The following is a 14,144-nucleotide window of genomic DNA, read 5'->3' on the forward strand; positions in this document are numbered from 1 at the left end:
TGTTCATTCAGTCTGGTGAATTGTGGAACTTGGAATTAGCTGGTAAAACAGAAGTACTAATATAAGAAAGAGGATGTGATGAGTAAAACAGGGTTCGACGTGAAATCTGCGATGCGTGAAGCACAGACTTTGCTTAAAGCAGGTAAATTGGAGGACGCAATTAGCGCAGCATCACGTGTGACACAACGTTTTCCCTTAAATGAGGAGGCGAATTTGTTGCTGGCTAAGATTTACTTTAATCTTGACCAGGATGAAAAGGCGATTTCCTATTTGCAGAAGGCATTTTCGATTGCGCATAAAACGGTGATTGATTCAAAGGCGTATTACACCATCTTGAATCGTTTCGTTTCCCGAAAATCTTATGATTTGCTGGAGCAAGCTAGCCGTTGGTTAGTGAAGTTACGTCCGAAGGATGGAATTGCTTGGGATTATCTGTCGATCGCTTGTCTCGAGCAGCAGAAATATGACGCCGCATATGAGGCTGCCCTTCACGCAGCAAAAATACTACCGAATAATCCACATGTACTCAATAATTTGGCATGTGCATTAACATCATTAGAGCGATGTTCAGAATCCTTGGAGATTCTTCAGCGCACAGTACAGTTAGCGCCCGACATGGCGACTGCCTATAATAATCTTGGAAACGCGTATCGATTTCTTGGACAGTACGACGAGGCGATAGAGAGTTTCACTAAAGCGATTCAGTTAGCGCCCGGGATCGCTTATTTATATAATAATTTAGGATTAACCTACCGTGCTCTGGATCGCTGCCAGTCAGCAATCGAAGTTTATCATCAGGCTTTACAGATTCAACCAGACTTACATCAGGTTTATCCGAATTTGATTGAAGCTTATCGTCATGCTGGACAAATTCAACAAGCGATTGATTGTAGCCGCAGTGCGCTGCAACTCACTGACCAGATTCCAGAAATTTGGGCCGCTTACGGTGATGCCTTAAGAGACGGGGGCTATTTGGATGCAGCAATTGAAGCATATATTCAAGCGGTATCTTTCAGAACGGATGAGCATTCGAGTTTCAATCGAAAAGTCTATACAAACATTTTATTCTGTCTGAATTATCATCCCGATTTATCGGCAGAAGTGATTTTTAATGCCTATCGTGAATTTGATCAGCGATTTGCTGTGCTGCTGAAAGACCGATGGCTGCCATTTAATAATGCGAAACTACCTGGAAAGCGTTTAAAGATCGGATACGTCTGCCAGTCCTTCTATAACCAAGTCTGCAAATACTTCCTGATTCCATTGTTGGAAAAACATGATCGAGCTCAGGTTGAGATTTTTGCCTATGCGCAAATTCCATTTGAGGATGAAGTCACCGAGCATTACAAAAAGATTGTTGATCATTGGATTCCGATTCGCGGCATGACGGATGATCAGGCGGTAGAGCGAATTCGTGCCGATGAAATTGATATTTTGATCGACGTATCTGGTCATACAAATTCAAATCGATTGATGATTTTTGCGCAAAAACCCGCACCAGTCTCCTTGCATTGGCTGGAATATGGTTACACCACAGGCTTAAGCGCGGTCGATTACTTTATGACCGATAGTCCAAGTGTTACTGGGGATTGCGACCATTTATTTTCTGAGCAGATTTGGCGATTGGACGGGCCTGCATATGTTTATAGACCGGATACGCGCTTGGCTATTCTGAATGAATCACCTGCGAGCCAGACAGGTATCGTCACCTTTGGTAGTTTGTCTCGTACAACCAGGATTAATCATCGTGTGGTACGAATTTGGGCGGCAATTTTGGATGCTATGCCTAATTCTCGTTTAGTAATTAACAGTGGAGATTTCAAAGACCCGTTAGTTCAAGATGAGATGGCGTCACGCTTTATGCAATTTGGGATAGAGCGTAATCGTTTAGATATTGGCTTTAGTTCGCCATCTTGGGAGGTGTTAAAGCGTATTGATATTGGTCTAGATTGTTTTCCACACAACTCCGGAACGACCTTGTTGGAAACCTTATATATGGGAATTCCATTCATTACTTTGCAGGACAGACCACCAGTTGGACGCATCGGATCTAGTGTGTTGATGGGTATGGGACGTCCGGAATGGATTGCTACTAGCGAGGAAGAATATGCGCAAAAGGCGATCATTCTTGCGCATGATATCGAAGGATTAGTACATATGCGCAAAACCATGCGGCAAGAAATGGAAGCATCTATGCTGATGAACGAAGATGCGTTCGCAAGGTCTGTCGAAAAAGCCTATCGTCAAATGTGGCAAATCTATTGTGAGAAAGGTTCAGCATGAAAGCAGTGATCTTGGCGGGTGGATTGGGAACGCGAATTTCTGAAGAAACGCATTTAAAGCCTAAACCAATGATTGATATTGGCGGGCATCCCATTCTTTGGCACATCATGAAAACTTATTCTGCGCATGGTGTGAATGATTTTGTTATCTGCTGCGGTTATAAAGGTTATCTGATCAAAGAATATTTCGCGAATTATTTTCTGCATATGTCGGACGTCACTTTTGATATGAAGACCAATCAGGTTGAAGTCCACGAACATCATGCTGAGCCTTGGCGAGTGACGCTGGTTGATACTGGTGAAGACACCATGACTGGTGGGCGTCTGAAGCGTGTGGCGCAGTATTTGAAAGATGAAGAAGCATTTTGTTTTACTTATGGTGATGGTTTGTCCGATGTGAACATTACTGCACAATTGGCATTCCATAAACAGCACGGGAAATTGGCAACCGTAACCGCCGTTTTGCCACCAGGTCGTTTTGGCGCACTCGAACGTGATGGTGATTTCGTCAAGGGATTTATTGAAAAACCGCGTGGTGATGGTGGTTGGATCAATGGTGGTTTTTTTGTGTTGTCACCAAAGGTCATTAGTTTGATTGCTGAAGATTCGACTAGTTGGGAATCTGAGCCTCTGACAAGCTTGGCGCAGAGTAAAGAATTGATGGCATATGAACATTCTGGTTTTTGGCAGCCCATGGATACGCTGCGCGAAAAAAATATGCTGGAAGATTTATGGCAGAGCGGGAGAGCACCGTGGAAATGCTGGTGAGCTCTATCTTCGTGAATCCAGACCCACAATTCTGGCGCGGGCGCCGCGTCGCTTTGACGGGACATACCGGCTTTAAAGGGAGCTGGATGGCTTTGTTGTTAACCCGATTAGGTGCGCAGGTTTATGGCTACGCGTTAGCGCCAAATACTGAACCTAATTTATACACAAGTGCGCAAGTTGCACAGCAGGTAGATAGTCAAATTGATGACATTCGCGATGTCGACTCATTGAAGTCGTGGTTGCAAAGAGTCAATCCTGAATTCGTATTTCATTTTGCGGCGCAAGCCTTGGTTAGGCAAAGTTATCTTGACCCAGTTGCGACGATGACGAGTAATTTTGTCGGAACTTTGAATTTATTGGAAGCAGCACGAGCGCAAGCTTCGATTCGTTCGATGGTGATCGTGACGACTGATAAAGTGTATAAAAACAATGAAACTGGTCGCGCTTATCAAGAAAACGATTCATTAGGTGGACACGACCCCTATAGTGCAAGTAAAGCAGCATGTGAGATTTTGGTGAGTAGTTACAAGCAATGTTTTTTGCAGCATATCGGGGTGGCGACCGCGCGGGCCGGCAATGTGATTGGTGGAGGAGATTGGTCTGCAGATCGCCTAATTCCTGATGCAGTACGTGCTTGGCAGCGAAATCAAGTGCTAGACATCCGGCGACCCGATGCAATTAGACCATGGCAGCATGTGTTAGAGCCTCTATGTGGCTATCTTTTATTGGCACAAAAATTGGCGACCCAAAATGGATTAAATGATGCTTACAATTTCGGTCCAGATCCCGCGGATGCAGTGACTGTGCGCACGGTCATCGAGCATGCACAGCGAGTGTTTGGATCTGGAACAAGTAGGTTTGCAGATCAGATTGAAGGCCCGCACGAGGCTGGCTTATTGCAGCTTGATAATGGCTTGGCACGACAGCAGTTGGGAGTGCAAGCTCGCTGGCATTTGTCAGAAGCGGTTACCAGGAGCATGCATTGGTACAAATCTTATCTGGCTGGGGCAAACGCAGATGCATTGTGTGCCGCGGATATCGAAGCTTATTTGAATTGCGAAATGGCGTAAATGGCGTAAATGGCGTAATTCTGATCAAGTGAGCAGCAGATAGGCAATAAATGAAGTGAGTTAAAAGGGATCAATGTGGGTACGCAGAATGGATTAATCAGTAAGCCAACAGCAATCGCAGGTGTTTATCTGATAGAGCGTCTTCAGCGCGGCGATGATCGCGGTTTTTTTGAGCGTATCTATTGTGCTGAAACCATGCAGGGATTGGGCTGGAATGATCCTATCGCACAGCTTAATCATAGCTTTACCGCGCAGAAAGGTACGGTGCGGGGTTTGCATTATCAACTGCCTCCTTATGCCGAAAGTAAACTCGTAACTTGCTTTCGTGGTGCCGTATGGGACGTGATTGTCGATTTGCGACATGGTTCGCCAAGTTTCTTACAGCATGTTGCAATTGAATTGTCGGCCCAGAACCAACAAAGCTTACTTGTACCGCCGGGGTGCGCGCACGGATTTCAAACATTAACAGAAAACGTCGATATGTTTTATTGCCATAGTAGGACTTATGCACCACAGTTTGAAGCCGGATTAAATGTCTTGGATGTGCGCTTGCAATTACAGTGGCCCTTACCCGTTACACAAAGATCCGAGCGAGATGTTGCATTCGCTTTTCTCACAGAAGATTTTGAAGGAGTCAAACTTTGAAATGCCGTCATTGTTCAAGCCAACTTGATTTTGCCTGTCTGGATTTAGGCACTGCTCCGCCTTCAAATTCCTATTTGACGCAAGCCCAATTATCTCTTCCTGAATCTTATTTTCCTTTGAGATTATTGCTCTGCCAATCTTGCTTGTTAGTACAGACCGAAGATTTTGCACAGCGCGAATCCTTATTCACTGAGGACTATGCTTATTTCAGTTCTTACTCAAGCTCATGGTTAACGCACGCGAAAAATTATGTGCAGGCGATGCAACAGCGTTTTGGCTTGACTGCAGATAGCGTAGTGGTTGAAGTTGCTGCCAACGACGGTTATCTTTTGCAGTATGTACAGGCGCTGGGAATTCCTTGCTACGGTATCGAGCCAACCAGTAGTACAGCGGCGATGGCGAGGCAACGCGGCATTGAAATTCTTGAGGTGTTTTTCGGTGAATCTCTGGCTATTCAGTTAGGACAGCTCGGCAAGCAAGCAGATTTGATTGCAGCGAACAATGTCCTAGCACATGTGCCAGATATTAACGATTTTGTGCGCGGGTTTGTGAAGTTGTTGAAGCCGACTGGCGTCGTGACTTTTGAATTTCCCCATTTACTAAATATGGTGCAATTGAATCAGTTTGACACCGCATATCATGAGCACTATTCATACTTATCCTTAACTGCCGTAAAAAAAATATTCGAAGCCAACGGTTTATTTATCTTTGACGTTGAACAGTTGCCTACCCATGGTGGAAGTCTCAGAGTTTTTGCGCAAATTAGTTCACATCATTTGATTTCTGATCGAGTCGCCGACTGCCTGCAGCAAGAAGAAATGGCCGGTATGTTAGGTCATGACTTCTATCGACGCTTGCAGAGCGATGCAGATCGCGCTAAATATGCTTTACTTGAACAGTTAATTCAGTTCAAGCGAGAGGGCTTGACGGTTGCTGCTTATGGTGCGGCAGCAAAAGGTAATACGCTGTTAAATTTTGCGGGAGTTCGCGGTGATTTGATTCAGTATGTGGTCGATAAAAATCCACAAAAACAGGGGAAATATTTGCCGGGTAGTCGCCTGCCGATTGTCGATATCGACTACTTGAAACAGCAACGTCCAGATCGCATCATTATTTTTCCTTGGAATTTGGAACAGGAAATCACACAAGAATTATCGTTTGTGCGTTCTTGGGGAGCACAATTTGTGATTGCGATTCCTGAGTTGCGAATTTTCTGACTTTGGATAAGGAGCATTACTTTGATTGAAATTCATCCACTGGCTAAAGTGTCTAAGTTCGCTGATATCGAAGATTCGACACGTGGAACTCGAATTGTGATTGGAGCTCACGCCAGTATCGATAGTTTTGTGAAAGTGAAACCCGCTGGTGGAAATGGTGACTTAGTAGTTGGCGACAGAACGGTCATTAACTCTGGTTGTGTTTTATATACAGGGAATGGTGTACTGATAGGGAATGACGTAGCGATCGCGGCCAATTGCACTTTTGCCCCAGTCAATCATGCTTACAAAGATAAGTCTCGCAGAATCAATCAGCAAGGATTCTTGCCTAGTCGTGGTGGAATCGTGATTGAAGATGACGTGTGGATCGGCGCGAATGTGGTCATTCTTGATGGTGCGATATTGCGCACCGGATGCGTGATCGGCGCTGGTTCGCTTGTGCGTGGTGAGATTCCTGCTTACTCGATCCAAGCGGGAAATCCTTTACGACATTTAGGATGGCGTGAATGAGTAAGGTTTTACACGCGACTTTAATTGGTGGTCATGGCTTTGTTGGACGTCATTTGGATGCACATCTTCGCTCAACTGGATGGCTCTGCGACTTAATTGCAAGGAATGATATGCCGATCTTGGATCGACATTATGGGCATGTCTTTTATTGTGCTGGTTTAACTGCTGACTTTAGGCAGAGGCCATTCGATACAGTCGAGGCGCATGTGAGTTACTTAGCGCATTGGTTACAAGCTGCGAAGTTTGATTCCTTAACCTATCTTTCCAGCACACGTGTGTACGCAAATGCTTCCTCAACTGCCGAAACAAGTACGCTATTGGTGAATCCTGAATTGGCTGGCGATCTTTATAATCTCTCTAAATTGATGGGCGAGAGCTTGTGTTTGCAAAGTGGTCGTCCAGTCAAAATCGCGCGACTCTCGAATGTCTATGGCGAACAGATGCCAAGTCAGAATTTTTTGTCGGAAATTTTAAGTGCGGCGGCTCGTCTTAAAACGGTCGAGTTTTTTACCGCGCCTGAATCTGAAAAAGATTATATTTCAGTGAAAGATGTAGCACTAGCTTTGCCACGCATTGCTTTGGTAGGCGAAAGTGGGATTTTTAATTTGGCATCTGGCAAAAACATTTCGAATCAAATGATCGCTGATTTTTTGACAAAATCTGGCGTGATTTGTGCGTTTCAGCCTAATGCCCCTGCAATAAAATTCCCGCGTATAGAAACAAAAAAAGTAGAATCATTATTTGGAATGAAAACTTGTGATTTGGTGCAGGATTTGCCAAGTCTTCTTCAACATTATGGCGAGGCGCTATGAATCCTATACAGCAATTTGAAAAAGAGAGAGAAGCACGCGTTGAGGCTTTGGCACAAGATGTCGAATTTCAAAAGCAGTCGAGAGATTGGCTGGAGCAGAGCATGCGCCGCCAATATGTTTATAATTTTTCTTGGCTAGGCCGGCCTATTATTCAGAATCCTATCGATATGATCGCGATGCAGGAATTGATCTGGACAGTTCAGCCAGATGTGATTATCGAAACAGGAATCGCGCACGGTGGATCAATTATTTATTCAGCTTCGCTGTTGGAGTTGAATGCCGCTTGCGGCGGTAACTCTGATGCGTTTGTTATTGGTATTGACATTGATATCCGAGAACATAACCGTGAAGCGATATTGCAGCATCCCATGTCTAAACGCATTAAGATGTTACAAGGATCCAGTGTGGCACCAGAGATTGTTAGTCAAGTCCGTGAACTCGTCAAAGATAAAAAGAAGGTTCTGGTATTTTTGGATTCTAATCATACCCATGAACATGTCCTTGCCGAGTTAAATGCCTATGCAGGCTTGGTCAGCAAAGACAGTTATTGCGTGGTCTTTGATACCTTTGTCGAGGATGTTCCTGCGGATGTTTTTGATAATCGCCCATGGAATCCGGGGAACAGTCCTAAGACCGCGGTGCATGCCTATCTCGAATCACATGCTGAATTTGTCATCGATAAAAATATGCACCATAAGTTGCAGATCACAGTTGCGCCAGATGGATTTTTAAAGCGAATCGCTTAGATGCATTATTTAGATATATTATTTGGAAGATTACCTAGGTGGTTTGTTTGAAGATGTCACTCGAGTGAATTGTTCTAAGCTGAAAGCTTGATTTTTAGCTTAGCGTTTTAAAAGCAAAAAAGCGGCTATCAAGCCGCTTTTTGTTTGATCCATGCGATACATTAATAGATCGTTTCACTTCGCCACGATCACGCGATTTTTGCCTGTTTTTTTCGCCTCATACATCGCTTTATCGGCCCGTTTTACAACTGACTCTTGTGCTTCATGTGGTGCACGTAATGCGACACCTGCGCTAAATGTAATAAATAAGCGCTGATCGTTCGCGGTGAAAAAGTGCGTGGTCAGTTCACGTTGCACTCTGGTCATTGCCTTCGCGGCTTCATCTAAACTAGTTTCTGGCATGACGATAAGAAATTCTTCACCTCCATAGCGTGCAATCACATCAATTGAGCGTAGGGTTTGCTTAACGATTCTGACGACATGAATCAGGGCTTCATCGCCAGCAGCATGACCATGAGTATCATTGAGTTTTTTGAAGTTATCGAGATCCAGCATTGCTGCACATAGCGAGGTACCACGTCGATCGGCCCGATCTGCCTCACGCTCAAAAATATCATCGAGACCACGCCTGTTTAGGCTGCCGGTCAGTTGATCCTCGCGCACTAACTCGCTCATTTGGGTGAGTTTATCTTCTAATTCTTTGATGCGAATTTCTGCTTCTTTTACTTCTTTCTGCGCCGCCAGCATAATCTGTTGTGATCGACTCGCCTCCGATTGTATGGTTTGCGTTTCGTTCAAAATTTCGCGAATGATGCTTTCTACTTCGGCGGTATTTCGCGTATTACTTATCTCTTTCGAAAAGCCACTAATTTTTTCTTGATAAGTTGTCGTGGTGCTGGTCATCACATCAAGACGATCAATAAACGTCGCCATCATGTTTTTGACCGATGTTTTTGATTCCGCAAGGCTATGCTTGAGTGCACCTTGTTTGTAAATCACATCCTTGAGGCTGCGTGTCGCTTCTTGTAATGCACGGTGGTCGATAGGGCCAGCGATCAAATTTTGCACGACTTCGATCTGTCCGCGCAACCAGTTGTCGTCATCAAGTAGTTCCCTGACGTTTTCTAACAGTAGTGAAAACAGGCGTAGCAAAAGTTCTTGTTGTTCAGCGGTATCGCCGCTCTTCAATTCAATTTGGAAGCATAATTGCTTCAGTCGTGAACTGATGCTGTTTAATTCAGTTTCATTGACAGCAGTTTTGACTGCATTGGCAATAGACTCCGATTCGGATGCCAGCGCAGGATTTGGTTTGAGTAGCGAGCTTAGTGCCATACCGAGCGTTCTAAAGAGTAAATCTTTGAGTATGTTTTCTCTTTGATTCTCTTCTGGCTCGTCATCGACCAAAGAAATACGTTTCGGCAGTGCATTAACGGTAGCTGGTAGTGGTGGAATCGGATCAACAAGACTCATGGTCGGTTTGCTGCTGACTTTGTTGGCGAGTTCGCTTAAGCCTTGCGCGTAATCATCCCAGTCCTTGCCTTTTAATGCTCGGCTGAAGCGATGACCGAAATTGGCAAGTTCACCGCTTGATTTCTGTAGTGATTTTGCGAAATCTGTCAGCACGTTCTCTGCTTCGTGCGGACTTAATTCATCGACTGAATGAATTTTTGGAACTTCAACTTTGACTACTTCTTCGTCGTCTACACCAGATATTTCAACATAAAGCTTACGATAGGCTGCTGGCGTCGGTGCAATTCGTTCTAATGCAAGCCGTTTAAATGTCTCCCGAGCGATATCGGTTGGACTTTTGGGCGCGCTGTGATTCGACTTATCGGACATGGCATTCTTTCAGCGAAATGCAACTAGGCACACAGCCAAACTTGCAGCTAATTTTGCAAGTTAAACTTGCAATCTGAAGGGCAGTGTAAAACATTATTTTATTCTACCAGTTCATTCTTAATTGCATAGTGCGTTAATTCTGCGTTGTGGCGTAATTTCATCTTAATCAAAATCCGTGCTCGATACTCGCTAATCGTTTTGACGGATAAAGACAGTTCTCTCGCGATGTCGCTGACACTTTTCCCTGATGCAATCATCATCATCGTTTGGTATTCCCTGTCCGACAACAATTTATGTGGTTCACTGGCGTGTTCATTATTCAGATTATTTGCCAGCTCTTGCGCCAGTTCTGGGCTGACAAATTTGAGACCAGAAGCGACTTGTTCAATGGCAGTCAGTAATTCAAGCTGTTCACAATGCTTGCTCAAAAAACCTGAGGCACCAGCTTTCAGTGCGCGTATCGCATATTGATCTTCTCTATGGGAAGAGAAAACGATTAACGCTATTTCTGGGAATTCACGTTTAATCTGCTTGATAACATCGATGCCGTTCCTGTCATGCAATGCAATTTCTATCAAAATAATATTCACTTCGATTTGTCGGGCTAGTCGTATGGCATCCTGACCATTGAGCGCTTCGCCGATAACCGTGCAGTTTTTACTATCTTGTAAAAAAAAACGAATGCCGGCCCGTACGACCGGATGTGGATCCACAATCAATAATTTGATGCGCGCATTTTGAGTCATGCAAAATCTTTCTTGGCTGTTTTTCTATTGCGTAACTTCGCAGATCATCGTATCGCTATTTCGCCCCAATGAGAACTTTTGTGTATCCAAGTTCATCACTTGTCTGCTCAATAATCATTTAATTAAAGCATATATCTTCAAATTTTGGATATACGCATAGGGCGTTTTATTACTGATTATTGCGGCGACTTTGATTACTTTGCTTGTTTTTTTACGGTAGTAGTATCTGAGCATTATTGCATGATGCATCTAGGAAATAAAGTATGTTGCAGTATTTGCTTAGGAATGCGAGGTATGTGTTAACTTACAAGGTAAAATTGTGAGAGCTGTGCGAAGCTGTCCGACCATTGGCATGATTTCGGCACGCTGTTTAATCAGAAAGAAAATAAGTGAGCAAAGCATTTGTTAAAGAGAGTGATCAAGATGACGAAGAGGAATTTGGTGCCCCGCCAATTCCTGCTGGTGTTAAGAATTATTTGACGCCAGAAGGTCATCATAGAATGAAGACCGAATTATTGGATTTGATTGATAATCAACGCCCAGAAGTTGTCAAAATTGTGTCTTGGGCAGCCTCAAATGGCGATCGTTCAGAGAATGGGGATTACATCTATGGGAAGCGCCGATTACGAGAAATTGACAGACGAATCCGCTTTTTAACAAAACGATTGGATTTGGCTGAAATTGTTGATCCGTCCGTACACTTTGGTACTGATCAGGTTTTTTTTGGCGCGACAGTTGAATACGAAAATCAACACGGTGAGGTAACCGTTATACGCATCGTCGGTGTCGATGAATTTGATCCTTTAAACGGAAAAATTAGTTGGATCTCTCCAGTTGCGCGCGCTTTGACTAAAGCGAGAGTAGGGGATGCCGTTAGCTTGAAAACTCCGCAGGGGACGGATGAACTGGTGGTATTGGATGTGCAATATCCAGCAAAATCTTAATGCGATCAACTCGAGATCAATTTACGAGTATTCGCGTCGGATTTTGCTGACACCGTTGAGATGTTTGACGTTGCGTAAAATTTTAGCTAAGTGGACGCGATCATCGATTTGGATGGTGAAATGAATCTTCGTCATATCTTTGGATTCGCCATCTTCCATGTTGACATGAATGATGTTGGCATCGGCTTCACCAATCTCCGCGGCGATCCGTGCTAAGGCTCCGCGTTCATTATTGACGATCACAGAAATTCGACAATCAAAGCGACGGTTTAAATCTTCACCCCAGGTAACATCAATCCAACGATCTGGTTCTTTCACCTGCAAGCGTTTCGCATTCTTGCAGTCACTGCTGTGTACCACTAAGCCTTGATCGCGCTTTAGTTGTCCCACAATACTGTCGCCTGGAATTGGTAAGCAACACGGCGAGAGTTGAACAGAAATACCTTCACTGCCATAAATGATGACGGGATCAGGTTTGCTGAGTTTCTCATCGCCTATATGTTGGAATGGAATGGATGGAGAATCATTTTCCACTAAATCTAAAATATGACGTGCAACCAAGGCAGCCATACGTTTGCCAATACCAATATCGGTATGTAACTCCTCTAAGGTATTCGCACTCGATTCATTGAGCAATTTGTCGACTAAGCTCTCAGGCAAATCAGGATTCAGGTGTAAGGAAACCAATGCTTGTGCTAACAACTGTTTGCCGAGCTCTGTTGATTCATTGAGATTGATGGTGCGCAGATAATGACGGATAGCCGACCGCGCTTTTCCAGTTCTGACATAGGTTAGCCAATTGGGTGTTGGGCGAGAATTCGGTGAAGTGATGATCTCAATAATGTCACCATTCTTCAATTCGGTTCTCAATGGCACTGGTTCATTATTGATCCGTGTAGCGATTGCTTGATCACCAATATCGGTATGAATGTTGTAGGCGAAGTCAAGCGCTGTAGCTCCGCGTGGCAGTGCAAAAATCTTGGATTTTGGTGTAAAGACGTAGACAGAATCCGGAAATAAATCGACCTTCACATGCTCTAAAAATTCTGCAGAGTCGCCAGTTTGTTTTTGTATGTCAAGCAAGGATTGGAGCCAGGCATGTGTGCGTTGTTGCAGGTCTGTAAGGCTGGCATCTTCGTTCTTATACAACCAGTGCGCGGCAACGCCGGATTCTGCCACTCTGTGCATTTCCTTGGTGCGTATTTGAAATTCAACTGGCGTGCCATACGGACCAATTAGCGTGGTATGTAAGGATTGATAACCGTTGGATTTCGGAATAGCGATGTAATCTTTAAATTTACCTGGCATAGGCTTATATAAAGCATGCAAAGTTCCAAGCGCAAAATAGCTGTTCTGGAAGTTATCAACGACAATTCGAAATCCATAGATATCTAATACCTGCGAAAAGCTTAATTGCTTGTCGCGCATTTTGCAGTAGATTCCGTATAGGGTTTTTTCTCTGCCATCGACCTGTGCTTCAAGGCCAGCCTCAGCAAGCGTGGTTTTGACCGCGGCCATAATTTTATTCACGACTTCGCGTCGATTGCCACGTGCCGCTTTAATCGCTTTTGCTAATGTGCGATAGCGCATCGGATAAATATGCGCAAATGCTAAATCTTGTAATTCACGATAAATATTATTCAGGCCAAGACGGTGCGCGATTGGCACATACACTTCCATCGTTTCGCTGGCGATGCGTCGCTGCTTTTCCGGTGACATCACACCTAGCGTTCGCATATTATGCAATCGGTCTGCAAGTTTGACCAAAATCACACGTACATCACGTGCCATTGCCAGCAACATCTTACGGAAGTTTTCGGCTTGGGCTTCGATGTGGCTTTGAAACTCAATTTTTTCGAGTTTGGATAAACCATCAACCAAGGCGGCAACTGGTGCGCCAAATCGTTCAATCAACTCTTCTTTTTTTACATCCTGATCTTCCATCACATCGTGCAGTAAGGCCGCCATGATGGCCTGCACGTCTAGCTTCCATTCAGCGCAGATCTCTGCGACGGCGATTGGATGTGAAATATAAGGCTCGCCCGATTTGCGTACTTGGCCTAAATGCATTTCGTCGGAAAAGCGGTAAGCTTCTCTCACCTGTTTCAAGTCAACAGGCGACAAATATTCTGCTAAGCGCGTAGTCAGATCGGTAATTGAGGCAACGGCAGAATTCGGGGTGGGAGAAATCGGAGAGTGATTATTGATGCGAGGTTTTTTTGTGTTTGCCGCGATTGCAGCAGTGGGTGCAACTGTGAGGTGCTCAGCTGCAGTTGAAATGGCAATGGATAATTTGTCGTCTTGCAAATTCATAACTTGTTATCCATGGCCGTTTCACTTGAGTCGCGCAATCCAGAATTAGAATGGGACTTTTTTCAACATTTCAATGCCGATTTTGCCTTCAGCAATTTCACGTAAAGCAACGACAGTAGGTTTATTTTTTGCGTCTACTTTTGGCGTGTGACCTTGCAATAATTGACGTGCACGATAGGTTGCGCACAAAGTCAATTGGAAGCGATTTGGGATTTGTTTGAGAGAGTCTTCAACGGTAATACGAGCCATGAT

The 14,144-nt window shown here is 44.3% G+C and carries 13 protein-coding genes; 9 read left to right on the forward strand and 4 right to left on the reverse strand.

The features are described from left to right. Nucleotides 1-78 precede the first annotated feature (78 nt). From H8K33_RS01770 to H8K33_RS01805, 8 genes are all read left to right on the forward strand, one after another. Nucleotides 79-2,283, forward strand: a complete 2,205-nt coding sequence (locus H8K33_RS01770) for a tetratricopeptide repeat protein (protein WP_186889258.1) — start codon at nucleotides 79-81, stop codon at nucleotides 2,281-2,283. Further along, nucleotides 2,280-3,050, forward strand: a complete 771-nt coding sequence (gene rfbF, locus H8K33_RS01775) for a glucose-1-phosphate cytidylyltransferase (protein WP_186889259.1) — start codon at nucleotides 2,280-2,282, stop codon at nucleotides 3,048-3,050. The genes H8K33_RS01770 and rfbF overlap by 4 nt, the downstream gene beginning before the upstream one ends. Beyond that, the gene (gene rfbG, locus H8K33_RS01780) at nucleotides 3,014-4,120 is read left to right on the forward strand and encodes a CDP-glucose 4,6-dehydratase (protein WP_246443228.1); all 1,107 of its coding nucleotides are present in this window, start codon (nucleotides 3,014-3,016) and stop codon (nucleotides 4,118-4,120) included. Before rfbF ends, rfbG begins: the two co-directional genes overlap by 37 nt. A gap of 75 nt (nucleotides 4,121-4,195) precedes the next feature. Beyond that, nucleotides 4,196-4,765 (forward strand): dTDP-4-dehydrorhamnose 3,5-epimerase family protein, encoded by a 570-nt coding sequence (locus H8K33_RS01785; protein WP_186889260.1) that lies wholly within the window; start codon nucleotides 4,196-4,198, stop codon nucleotides 4,763-4,765. After that, nucleotides 4,762-5,982 carry a class I SAM-dependent methyltransferase gene (locus H8K33_RS01790; protein WP_186889261.1) on the forward strand — a complete coding sequence of 407 codons (1,221 nt, stop codon included), beginning with the start codon at nucleotides 4,762-4,764 and terminating at the stop codon, nucleotides 5,980-5,982. Before H8K33_RS01785 ends, H8K33_RS01790 begins: the two co-directional genes overlap by 4 nt. A 21-nt stretch (nucleotides 5,983-6,003) precedes the next feature. Further along, nucleotides 6,004-6,492: an acyltransferase gene (locus tag H8K33_RS01795; protein WP_186889262.1), complete on the forward strand. Its 489-nt coding sequence runs from the start codon at nucleotides 6,004-6,006 to the stop codon at nucleotides 6,490-6,492. Then, a complete protein-coding gene (locus tag H8K33_RS01800) occupies nucleotides 6,489-7,304 on the forward strand; it encodes an NAD-dependent epimerase/dehydratase family protein (RefSeq protein ID WP_186889263.1) in 816 nt (271 codons plus the stop codon). Before H8K33_RS01795 ends, H8K33_RS01800 begins: the two co-directional genes overlap by 4 nt. Further along, entirely contained in the window at nucleotides 7,301-8,050 is a 750-nt protein-coding gene (locus H8K33_RS01805; protein ID WP_186889264.1) for a cephalosporin hydroxylase family protein, read from the forward strand. The genes H8K33_RS01800 and H8K33_RS01805 overlap by 4 nt, the downstream gene beginning before the upstream one ends. Nucleotides 8,051-8,224: 174 nt before the next feature. On the opposite strand, the gene H8K33_RS01810 is transcribed toward H8K33_RS01805, so the two are convergent. Both H8K33_RS01810 and H8K33_RS01815 read right to left on the reverse strand, forming a co-directional pair. Continuing rightward, nucleotides 8,225-9,889 carry a GGDEF domain-containing protein gene (locus H8K33_RS01810; RefSeq protein ID WP_186889265.1) on the reverse strand — a complete coding sequence of 555 codons (1,665 nt, stop codon included), beginning with the start codon at nucleotides 9,887-9,889 and terminating at the stop codon, nucleotides 8,225-8,227. A 98-nt stretch (nucleotides 9,890-9,987) separates the two neighbouring features. Continuing rightward, complete coding sequence (locus H8K33_RS01815) at nucleotides 9,988-10,635, reverse strand: response regulator (RefSeq protein ID WP_186889266.1); 648 nt, start codon at nucleotides 10,633-10,635, stop codon at nucleotides 9,988-9,990. Between the two features lie 389 nt (nucleotides 10,636-11,024). Here H8K33_RS01815 and greB point away from each other — a divergent pair, with 389 nt between their 5' ends. Then, a complete protein-coding gene (gene greB / locus H8K33_RS01820) occupies nucleotides 11,025-11,579 on the forward strand; it encodes a transcription elongation factor GreB (protein ID WP_186889267.1) in 555 nt (184 codons plus the stop codon). A gap of 21 nt (nucleotides 11,580-11,600) precedes the next feature. Here greB and H8K33_RS01825 read toward each other — a convergent pair whose 3' ends face one another. After that, nucleotides 11,601-13,892, reverse strand: a complete 2,292-nt coding sequence (locus H8K33_RS01825) for a RelA/SpoT family protein (RefSeq protein ID WP_186889268.1) — start codon at nucleotides 13,890-13,892, stop codon at nucleotides 11,601-11,603. A gap of 45 nt (nucleotides 13,893-13,937) precedes the next feature. Next, nucleotides 13,938-14,141, reverse strand: a complete 204-nt coding sequence (gene rpoZ / locus H8K33_RS01830; RefSeq protein WP_186889269.1) for a DNA-directed RNA polymerase subunit omega — start codon at nucleotides 14,139-14,141, stop codon at nucleotides 13,938-13,940. Nucleotides 14,142-14,144: the final 3 nt, after the last annotated feature.

The sequence above is a fragment of the Affinundibacterium amnicola genome, from assembly GCF_014284275.1.
Taxonomy (GTDB): domain Bacteria; phylum Pseudomonadota; class Gammaproteobacteria; order Burkholderiales; family Burkholderiaceae_D; genus Undibacterium; species Undibacterium amnicola.